Below are 9,726 nucleotides of genomic sequence, written 5' to 3' on the forward strand. Positions count from 1 at the left end.
GTCGCGACGCGGGTTACGCGGCGCGGGTGAACCGGCCGCGCTGCCCTCTCACCGACCCCTCCGGATCCTGGCTCCGGGAGAAGAGGCGGCGGGCCTTCTTCGCTTCCCGGACCAGACGGTAGGCGTCGGCCTCGCGGATGAGGTCGTCGCGGCGGGCGGTGGCGATCTCGTACTCGAACATCTCGTGCTCCCTGGCTTGCGTTTCCCGGACACCTCGTCGGTGTGATCCAAGATTCGCAACCCAGGGGGTACCGGCGCATCGGGAGCATGCCGCATCTGCGGGAGCCGGGGGTCCTTAGGCCGGGGGCTCGGCTCCCTGAGGTGGCCTAAGGCAGTACCTAGGCAGGCCCCCGGCGCGGGGGCGAACGGCCTGCGCGGGCAGCCGGGCGGCAGGGCTATCCGACGCTGGGGGCCGTCGGGAGGGCGAGGACGCGGACGAACACGAAGGCGAGCACGCCGATGACGGCGACGACGACGGCGGCCCAGGACACGGAGCGGACCCATGCCGGGAGGGTGCGGCCGGGAGCGCCGAAGGCCGGGCGGGCCAGCACGAAGACGGCGATGAGCAGCGCGATCGCCGACAGGACGCCGTTGAAGAGGGCGGTCATGTGCCAGGCGTTGCCGTACAGCGCCTCGATCTTGTCGGCGGAGCTGGTGGCGTTGGCCGAGCTGATCTGGCCCTTGAGGGTTTCCCGCTCGCCGATGACGCGGGAGGTCCAGCTGCCGCTGAGGGCGATCAGGCCGAGACCGGCGGCGACGATCGCGGAGGCTCCGGCGGCGACACCGCTCGGCTCCTCGTCGCCGGCCAGGGCGTCGAGATCGTCGTCGAGGTCGTCGTCACCGTCGGCGGCGAGCTCCTCGTCGAGGATCTCCTCGGTGGCGGCGGTGTCCGCGGCGGCCGGGGCAGCCGTCTCGTTGGTGGCGACCTTGGTCAGGTCGGCCGGGGAGTCCGCCTCGGGAGCGGTCGGGGCGGGGGTCTTGGAGGTGTCCATGCGGGGCACCGTAGGCGGCTTTTCTGAGAGGTTTCTGAGAATGCGGCCGGGGCGGGGCAGCGCCCCGCCCCGGATCCCGGGAGGACTCGGTGCGGGGCGGCGACGGCAGGGCGCGGAGGGTGGTCAGGCGGGTCGGGCCGCGGACCACTCGTGGGCGAGGAGCGCCCAGATCTCGGTGTCCTGGCGGACGCCGCGGTGCAGGTGGTTCTGGCGCATGACCCCTTCGCGGGTCATCCCGAGGCGCTCGGCCACGGCAAGGCTCTTCTTGTTGCCGGAGGCGGCGTGCCATTCGACGCGGTGCATGCCGCGCTCGCCGAAGGCGTAGTCGATCAGGACGCGGCAGGCCTTCGTCACCAGGCCGCGGCCGGCTGCGGCGGGCTCCAGCCAGCAGCCGATCTCGCAGTTGCCGGTCTCCGCCTCGAACGCCGGGAAGAGCACTCCGCCCACGAGGGTGCCGTCGAGCCGGATCCCGAAGAACCGTGCGCCGTCCTCCCCCGCCGTGACGGCGTACTTGGCCAGCAGGGCCCGGGCCGACTCCAGGTCGCCGGACCGGTCCGGGAAGCCGACGTACTGGCCGATGAACTCGCGTCCGCGTTCGATGTGGGCGAAGAACTCCTCCGCGTGCCGGGCTTCCAGCGGGAACATCCGGGCGTTGTCGGCGAGGTCTATCGAGAACATGCGCGTTCTTCCTTGGGTCTCATGCGGCGGGTGGCCGGATCACCGGGAGCTGGTCGCGGGCTCGGCCGCGTCCTCGCTCGTGACGGGGTCCGCGCCGGGCCGCTGCAGGGGAAGTTTCGTATGCGGGCGGCGCTCCGGGGGCTCAATGCTGATCTTCGGGAGCCGCCGGTCCAGCCAGGCCGGCAGCCACCAGTTGGCTCCTCCGAGCATGTGCATCAGGGCGGGTACGAGGAGGGTCCGCAGGACGAATGCGTCGAGGGCGACGGCCGCGGCGAGGGCGATGCCGAACATGGCGATGAGCCGGTCACCGCTGAGCACGAAGGCCAGGAAGACGGAAATCATGATGACGGCCGCCGAGTTGATCACCCGGCTGGTCTCGGCGAGGCCGACGCGCACCGCCCGCTTGTTGTCCCCGGTCTCCAGCCACTCCTCGTACATCCGGCTGACGAGGAAGACCTGGTAGTCCATGGAGAGCCCGAAGAGCACCGAGACCATGATCACCGGCAGGAAGGGCTCGATCGGCCCGGCGCTGCCCAGGCCCAGCGGTTCGCTGCCCCAGCCCCACTGGAATATCGCGACGACGACTCCGAAGGAGGAGGCGACGGCGGCGACGTTCATGGCGGCGGCCTTGACCGGGATGCCGATGGACCGGAAGGCCAGCAGCAGGAGCACACAGCCGAGCGCGATGACCACCCCGACGAAGAGCGGCAGTTTGCCGACGATGACCTCGGCGAAGTCGTCGTACCCGGCGGTCACTCCGCCGACGTGGACCTGCATGGACGCGCCGTGCCCGGCGCGCGGGACGACGTCCTCGCGCAGTCGCTCGACCAGCTCGCTCGTGGCCCGGGACTGCGGAGCGGAGTCGGGTACGACGGTGATGACGGCGGTGTCCCCCTTGCGGTTGAGGACCGCCGGTCCGACGGAGGCCACGCCCTTGGCCGTATGGAGCGACTCGGCCAGCGCGTCCACGGTGAGCCGGTCGCCGGCCCCGTCGAGGCGGGCGACCACGGTCAGCGGGCCGTTCGTTCCCGGGCCGAACCCCTCCGCGAGCAGGTCGTAGGCCTTGCGGGTGGTGGACGTGGCCGGGTTGTTGCCCTGGTCGGAGGTACCGAGGTGGAGGGAGAGCGTGGGCAGCGCCAGCACCACCATGACCACCGTGGCGAGCAGTCCGAGCAGCTTCGGGTGGCGCTCGACGAAGGCCGACCAGCGGGCGGCGAGGCCGGTGACCGCGTCGGGCAGCGGACCGTCGGCGGCGAGCCTGCGGCGCTCGCGGCGGGACAGGGCGCGCATACCGATGTACGAGAGGAGCGCGGGCAGCAGGGTCACCGAGGCGGCGACGGTCAGGACCACGGTGAGGGAGGCCGCGATCGCGACGCCGTTGAGGAAGTTCAGCCGCAGCACCAGCATGCCGAGCAGGGCGATGCAGACGGTGGCCCCGGCGAAGACCACGGCCCGGCCTGTGGTGGCGATGGCGCTCTCGGCGGCTTCCGCGACGGGGAGTCCGCGTTTGAGGCCCTTGCGGTGACGGGTGACGATGAACAGCGCGTAGTCGATGCCCACCCCGAGGCCCACGAGGGTGCCGAGCATCGGGGCGAAGTCGGCGACCGGCATCGCGTGGCCGAGGAGGGTGATGCCGAAGTAGGCGGTGCCCACGCTGACCAGGGCGGTCGCGATGGGCAGCAGGCTCGCCGCCAACGATCCGAAGGCCAGGAAGAGCACCAGCGCGGCGATGGCCACGCCGATGGCCTCGGCGAGGTGCGCGCTGGGAGCCTCGGTGAGGCCGATGGCGCGGCCGCCGAGCTCGACTTGGAGGCCGCCGGCCTGGGTCGTCGCATTCCGCGCGGCACCGACGACGGCCCTCGCCTCGCCCTTGGGCACCGAGTCGGCCTGCCGGTCGAAGGTGACCACGGCGTAGGCGGTGCGCCCGTCGGGGCTGATCCGGGCAGCACTGTCGGGGCCGGAACCGTAGGGGCCGGCGACCGATCCGACACCGGGGAGCCCGGCTATGGAGTCCAGGGCCCGCGTCATGCGTTCCCGGACGGCCGGTGTGCGCGCGCTCTGCCCGTCCGGGGCCCGCCACACGATGGTGTCGGTATCGCCGCCGTGACCGTGGAAGCCTTCACGGAGCAGTGCGTGCGCCTTGGCCGATTCGGTGCCGGGGACCTCGTAGTCGTTGGAGAACGCCGTGCCGGCGCCGACCGCGGCAGCGGCGGTCCCGCCGAAGGCGAGGAGCCAGAGCAGGACGGCGGCGAGTCGGTGCCGCATGCACCAGCGTGCGAGGGCTGACAACGGACGGGCTCCCTGGTGGTTCGGATCTTTACCGGGGAACGGCCCGTCGGAAAGAACGTGTGAACACTGGACGCTGGACGCGCTGGGGGTTGTGAATCTTCAGTTCGTGCGCATCATGCGGTTCCTGCGAATCGTGCGGTTCGTGCGGTTAGAGCTCGTGCAGTCCGTGCGGTCCAACGGGTTCGTACGATCCACATGGTCTACACCTTTACGATCGCAGCGCCGAATGATCGTCGGCGGCCTTCGTGGGCAGCGTCACAGGCATTCGGGCAGGCACGGGACCATGGTCACACGGGGTTCGGAGCGGAGGTCCGGCCGGACGGGTCGTCGGTCCGGTAGCCCGGCAGCGAGGGCCAGCGGACGGTGAGCACCACCGAGTCCTCCTCCGCGTACCAGGAGTGGTCCACACCGCGTCCCCACACGACGTAGTCCCCCTGCTCGGCGAGCACGACGCTCCGGCCGGGGAACTCGAGCCGGAACCGGCCGCTGATCAGCACCTGCAACGCCGTACGGGACTCTCCCCGCACCCAGGTCGCCCGCTCGTCACCCTTGGGGTGGACGCCCCACTTGATCTCCACGTCCTCGCTGTGGCGGGGATCGCCGGGCTCCTTGAAGTGGCCCAGCAGCCAGCCCCGGTCGACGGCGGCGTCGGGGGTGGCGTTGCCGGTGTAGACGGCGGGGTGGGTGGAGTCCGCGGGCTGAGTGGGATGGGTGGGATGGGTGGGGTCGCTCACGGGGTGAGGTTAATGCAGTTGTCGGACTCGTTGGCGGCTGGTGAGCTGGCGGGATGACGATGGACAGAGATGACCTGCGAGCGGTCCGTGGCGAGTTCGACTCCGTGATGCGACGCGATGCCCGGCCCGACACCAGCGACGCGCGCGTGGAACGGGTGGGTCCGGTCGTACGGCAGATCGCGCCCGGGCCCGGCGGCAACATGGTGCTCTGGTCGGACCTCGACGAGCACACGGCGGATGCGGTGATCGCGGAGCAGGTGGCGTTCTTCACGGAGCTGGCCGGCCGGGGGGAGGTCCCGTCGGCGGAGTTCGAGTGGAAGCTGTACGACCACGACCGCCCCGCCGACCTCGGGGACCGGCTGCGCACGGCCGGCTTCGTGGCGGAGCCCGCGGAAACCCTGCTGGTGGCGCGGGCGGCGGAGCTGGCCACCCTGTCAGTGGAGCCGCCGGAGGGCATCACGCTGCGGGTGGTGACCGACGAGGAGGGCGTGGACCTGATGATGGAGGCCCACCGCCGTGCCTTCGGCTCGGATCGCCCGCGCATCAAGGACCTGATGCTGAACCTGCTCAGGGACGAGCCGGACACGATCGAAGCCGTCGTCGCGATGGCGGGTGACGTCCCGGTGAGCGCGGCCCGGATGGAGATGCGCCCGGGGAGCGACTTCGCAGGCCTGTGGGGCGGCGGCACGGTCCGGGAGTGGCGGGGCCGCGGCATCTACCGCCTCCTGGTCGCCCACCGCGCGCGCGTGGCCGCCGACCGGGGCATCCGCTACCTCCAGGTCGACGCCTCGCAGGACAGCCGCCCGATCCTGGAACGGCTTGGCTTCCAGGTCCTGGGGGTCACTGTGCCCTGGGTTTGGGAGGGACAGGGGGGTGGGGGTGGGCCTGTGCTGCCGGTTGGCCGGCGGCTTTGAGGGGTGCCGGGCGGCGTCCCGGGAATCGAGCGTCCTTCCGTGGTGGGCAGGTCCGTGGTCCCCCGGGGGATGGCCTGGGGGATCTCTACGCGCGGAACGGTCAGAGCACCCGGGTCCGGGGCGGTCGGCCTCCCTTCCCGAGACTTCGGCCGCCAGCGTGAGTGAGAGGACGAAAAGACCGTCGCCAGATGACCTGAGACCACTTCCAGGCCGCTGCCGCCCCTCAACGGACCGCAGACGGGTCTGGGGTAGAGCGTCCGGGCGGAAAAGTGCGCCTGGTGGACCTCGTGGACCTCGCGGACCTGGGAGTCAGGAATTGGTGTTGAGGAATCCGATGGTCATTGCGCCCCACCAGCAGACCTGGGAGATGACGGCGGTGGCGCCGCCCCACAGCAGCAGGCGGGGGGTGACGGTGGGCGCGGTCGCGAGGCGGCGGCCGAGCCGACCGGCCTGGAGGCCGTTGAGGGTGAGGAGGAGGACGAGCCCGAGCTTGGCGAGGGTGAGCGACGAGTCGAGATCGGGGTGCAGCATCATTCCGCTGGCGATGAGACCGCCGAGTCCGGCCCAGATGGGTATGTGGAGCCGATTTGTGGCACCGACCGCCTCGGTGAGCGTGCAACGCTTCATGGCCCACAGCAGACCGTAGTAATCAGCGGACAGAACCGCGCCGAAGCCGACGACGAGCGAGGCGAGGTGCGCGAACAGCGCGGCCGTGTGCAGCGCCGGGTCGGTCTCCACATGAAGCGAAACCCACAGTCCGACCGTCAGAACGATCATTGCCCCCAATCCTGCGGCCGCCACCGTCCACCAAGAGTCGTAAAGGCGGACAGGCCGAGCAGACAGATCAGCGGCTGGGGACGACATGTGAGTGAGCTCCGAGGGCAGGACGGGCGCAGGATCGACCCGAGAAAGGCAAGGCTTACCTAAACATTTCATAAGGTCAATGCAGGTCCACGGCCCAAGACGGATCTCACATCCACATCCGGTGCGTGGGCGGCCCGTGACCGCCCCGGGCGGCCGCAGTCGCTGAGCCGAGCGAGAGCGCGTAGCGATCTGATGCGCCCACCGACCCGGAGGGGCGGGTGGTCGTCCTCTCACTCATGCTGGCGGCCGAAGTCTCGGGAAGGGTGGCCGACCGCCCCGGACCTGGATGCTCTGACCGTCCCGCGTCCCACCGCTGGGCGGCGGGCCGGTCCCACAGGTCCATGTGCGGCTGACCGGCGGAAGAGGACATGGGCGTCCCTGAGATGCCCGTCCCCGTCCCTCCCTCGTCGACCTCCCCGGCCATCCCCCGGGCCCCCAACCCCGATGAACAGGGCGCCGGCCTTCCGCCCCACCGCCCCGACGGGGCAAGATCGCAGCCATGGCAGCAACCGGATCCACCCACCGCGTCGGACCTCCCCTCACCGGGGGCGAGCGCGAGACGCTCCGCGCATACCTCGACTTCCACCGGGCCACCCTCGCCTGGAAGTGCGAAGGCCTCACCGACGAGGAGCTGCGCCGCCAGTCGTCCCCGCCCTCCACGCTGTCCCTGCTCGGGCTGGTCCGGCACATGGCGGAGGTGGAGCGGCACTGGTTCCGGCGCACCTTCGGCGGGGCGGACGTCCCCCACCTGTGGTCGGACACGCACGACTTCCAGGCCGCCTACGACGCCTCCGGCTCGACCCGCGCCGAAGCCTTCGCGGCCTGGCAGGCGGAGGTCGAGCACGCCCGCACGGTGGAGGCGGCCGCCGAGTCCCTCGAGGTGACCGTACGCGTCGAGAGGTGGGAGGGGGACGCCTCGCTGCGGCTGCTCATGCTGCACATGATCCACGAGTACGCCCGCCACAACGGCCACGCCGACTTCCTCCGCGAAGCCGTCGACGGCGCCACCGGCACCTGAGGCCGCGGCCCGACCACTGGACGCCCGAACGCCCCTCACCCGCCGCCCGTCACCCGTCACCCGCACGCTGGACGCTGGACGCCGAGCGGCACGAGCCGGTCATCGAGGGCCGGCCGATTTCTCGTCACCGAAGCAACTTGACCGTTGCCCTCCCGCGCCGGGAAGCTGATCCCCACTCAAACAATTGGCGCTGGGGGGAAATTGACCAGCCAGAATCTGCACATCGGGCCGGACGCGGCAGCAGACCGCTACCGCTTGCTCCGGTCCATCGGGCGTGGCGGGGAGGCCGTGCTCTATCTCGCGGAGATCGAACTCGCGGGAGGATCCGAGCCCGTCGTCGTCAAAGTGCTCGACTCCAAGACGACGATCACCCCGGACGTGTTCGACCGGATCAGCCAGAAGTGGAACGAGCAGGCGGAACTGCTGCGCTTCGTCCACCGGCCCGGAGTCGTGGGCGTACGGGAGCATTTCGAAGGGCCGCCGATCCACCGGCCCGGGGAGTCCTCGACGCTGACCGGGCGGGCCCTCGTCCTGGTCATGAACCACGTCGACGGACTCGACCTGCGGGACTGGCGGGCGGAGCGGACCCTGGCCACGGCTGCCGAGCGGCGCGAGGTGATGCGCACGCTGGAGCAGCTGGCCGACGTACTGGACTGGCTGCACTCGGGGAAGGCCACGCCCTCCGGGCGCCAGGTGATCCACGGTGACCTGTCGCCCGGCAATGTCATGGTCGACGCGCACGGGCAGGCCACCCTGGTGGACTTCGGCCTCAGCAAGCTGACCGCCGACCACCAGACCGCGGAGGTGTGGTTCACCCCGGGTTATGCCGCGCCGGAGGTCTTCGACGGGAAGCGGACTCCGGGTGCGGACCGCTACGCCTTCGGGGCCATCGCGTACTTCATGCTGAGCGGGGAGTCCCCGCCCTCGACCCCCGAGCTGCTGGCGCAGGCGCTGGTGCGGCTGCCGCAGTTCGCTGTCCTGGACGCGGAGCAGCGGGCGCGGATCGCCGCCATCTACGCCGCCGACCCGCTGAAGCGGCCGGTGAACCTGGCGGGCTGGATGAAGGACATCCGGCACGCGGTGGTGTCCACCACCACGTCCACCTCCCAGCGGGTGGTCCAGGACCCGGCACCCTTGCCCGTGACACCCCCGTCGGCGCCCCCGACGGCGGCCCCGCCGAAGCCCGTGGTCCCGCCCCAGCAGCCGTCGCAGCCGCCGGCCGCCCCGGTCGTGGCGGCCCGGGCGTTCCCGGCCGGTCCCCCTTCCGGGCCGCCGGCCGCCCCTCCGGCGCAGCCGGCCCACACTCCGCCGCCCGCCGCCCTGCCCGCGTACGCCCCGGCGCCCACCGAGCCGGTGTACAGCCCGCCGCCGGTCCAGGCGAGCGTGCCGCAGGGGTACGGTCCCGCGCCCGTGGCCCACTCCGCCACGGAGGCGGCGCCCGCGCCGCCACCGCGCAAGCGGCGGCGGACCGGGCTGGTGCTCGGCGCGCTGCTCGCGGTGCTGGTGGTGGCCGGTGGAGCCGTGGCCGCCGTCAAGTTCATGGAGGACAAGGACCGGGACGGCGCCGACACGGCGGCCGGCGGCGACAAGCCGGCCTCGTCCTCGTCCGTCTCGGAGAGTCCGGCCCCCACCCCGTCCCCGTCCGACTCCCCGTCGGACGGACCCACGACCGGGCCCAGCGCGACGGGTACGGAGCCCCCGTCGGGGGTGGCGCCGGGGGTGAAGGCGGCCGATCTGACCGTCATGGCCCCGGTGAACGACCTGGGCGGGTTCACGGTCGCGCCCGCCAAGATCAACACCAAGCAGTACGGGGCGGCGTTCGTCGCGGAGCGCGACTGCTACTCCGACACGTACACGGAGTTCGACCTCAACCGCGGCTGGAAGACGCTGGAGTTCACCGCGGGGATCGACGACGGCTCGGGGAACGAGAAGGGCCGGGTCAGCATCTCGCTCGACAACCAGCCCGCCGCCTTCTCCGAGCTCCTGGAACTGGGCAAGCCGAACACCCACACGGTGGACGTGAGCGGCGCCCTGCGGCTGCGCATCAAGGTGGACAAGGGCTGTGACAACGGCACCGTCGTCATCGCCGCCCCCCAGCTCAAGCGGTAGCCCCCGTTACCTTTTTCGTGGCCCCGCAATGGGGCTCCTGGCCCCCGGGCCCGGCATGACTGTGTGCCCCCTGCCGAAGGCATGGCCTGGGGGGTGGTGTCACCGGGTCTGGGGCACCGCTTGACCGC

General features: G+C 71.6%; 9 protein-coding genes. 3 read left to right on the top strand and 6 right to left on the bottom strand.

Annotated elements, in window-relative coordinates:
* Nucleotides 1–13 precede the first annotated feature (13 nt).
* From OTB20_RS37685 to OTB20_RS37705, 5 genes are all read right to left on the bottom strand, one after another.
* Nucleotides 14–181, bottom strand: coding sequence for a hypothetical protein (locus OTB20_RS37685; RefSeq protein WP_267752201.1), 168 nt, complete (start codon nt 179–181; stop codon nt 14–16).
* A 214-nt stretch (nt 182–395) separates the two neighbouring features.
* On the bottom strand, nt 396–992 hold the full coding sequence (locus OTB20_RS37690; RefSeq protein ID WP_267824449.1) for a hypothetical protein: 597 nt from the start codon (nt 990–992) through the stop codon (nt 396–398).
* Nucleotides 993–1,115: 123 nt separating this feature from the next.
* A complete protein-coding gene (locus OTB20_RS37695; protein WP_267824450.1) occupies nt 1,116–1,670 on the bottom strand; it encodes a GNAT family N-acetyltransferase in 555 nt (184 codons plus the stop codon).
* A gap of 39 nt (nt 1,671–1,709) precedes the next feature.
* Complete coding sequence (locus tag OTB20_RS37700) at nt 1,710–3,959, bottom strand: MMPL family transporter (RefSeq protein WP_267824451.1); 2,250 nt, start codon at nt 3,957–3,959, stop codon at nt 1,710–1,712.
* Between the two features lie 287 nt (nt 3,960–4,246).
* Nucleotides 4,247–4,693, bottom strand: coding sequence for a signal peptidase I (locus tag OTB20_RS37705; protein ID WP_267824452.1), 447 nt, complete (start codon nt 4,691–4,693; stop codon nt 4,247–4,249).
* A 59-nt stretch (nt 4,694–4,752) separates the two neighbouring features.
* Between OTB20_RS37705 and OTB20_RS37710 the strand changes: the two genes are divergently transcribed.
* A complete protein-coding gene (locus OTB20_RS37710; protein ID WP_267824459.1) occupies nt 4,753–5,607 on the top strand; it encodes a GNAT family N-acetyltransferase in 855 nt (284 codons plus the stop codon).
* A gap of 309 nt (nt 5,608–5,916) precedes the next feature.
* Here the strand turns inward: OTB20_RS37710 and OTB20_RS37715 are convergent, their stop codons facing one another.
* Nucleotides 5,917–6,384: a hypothetical protein gene (locus tag OTB20_RS37715; RefSeq protein WP_267824453.1), complete on the bottom strand. Its 468-nt coding sequence runs from the start codon at nt 6,382–6,384 to the stop codon at nt 5,917–5,919.
* 586 nt (nt 6,385–6,970) lie between these two features.
* Here OTB20_RS37715 and OTB20_RS37720 point away from each other — a divergent pair.
* Nucleotides 6,971–7,489: a DinB family protein gene (locus OTB20_RS37720; RefSeq protein WP_267824454.1), complete on the top strand. Its 519-nt coding sequence runs from the start codon at nt 6,971–6,973 to the stop codon at nt 7,487–7,489.
* 201 nt (nt 7,490–7,690) lie between these two features.
* Complete coding sequence (locus OTB20_RS37725) at nt 7,691–9,598, top strand: protein kinase domain-containing protein (protein ID WP_267824455.1); 1,908 nt, start codon at nt 7,691–7,693, stop codon at nt 9,596–9,598.
* The last annotated feature ends 128 nt before the right edge of the window (nt 9,599–9,726 follow it).

Origin of the sequence: Streptomyces sp. H27-H1, from assembly GCF_026627445.1 — a bacterium.
Classification (GTDB): Bacteria; Actinomycetota; Actinomycetes; order Streptomycetales; family Streptomycetaceae; genus Streptomyces.

What these genes read in the sequence shown, in the direction of transcription:
- OTB20_RS37715 (WP_267824453.1), bottom strand. Translation starts at nt 6,384, where the DNA reads ATGATCGTTCTGACGGTCGGACTGTGGGTTTCGCTTCATGTGGAGACC.
- OTB20_RS37710 (WP_267824459.1), top strand. Translation starts at nt 4,753, where the DNA reads ATGGACAGAGATGACCTGCGAGCGGTCCGTGGCGAGTTCGACTCCGTG.
- OTB20_RS37690 (WP_267824449.1), bottom strand. Translation starts at nt 992, where the DNA reads ATGGACACCTCCAAGACCCCCGCCCCGACCGCTCCCGAGGCGGACTCC.
- OTB20_RS37720 (WP_267824454.1), top strand. Translation starts at nt 6,971, where the DNA reads ATGGCAGCAACCGGATCCACCCACCGCGTCGGACCTCCCCTCACCGGG.
- OTB20_RS37685 (WP_267752201.1), bottom strand. Translation starts at nt 181, where the DNA reads ATGTTCGAGTACGAGATCGCCACCGCCCGCCGCGACGACCTCATCCGC.
- OTB20_RS37695 (WP_267824450.1), bottom strand. Translation starts at nt 1,670, where the DNA reads ATGTTCTCGATAGACCTCGCCGACAACGCCCGGATGTTCCCGCTGGAA.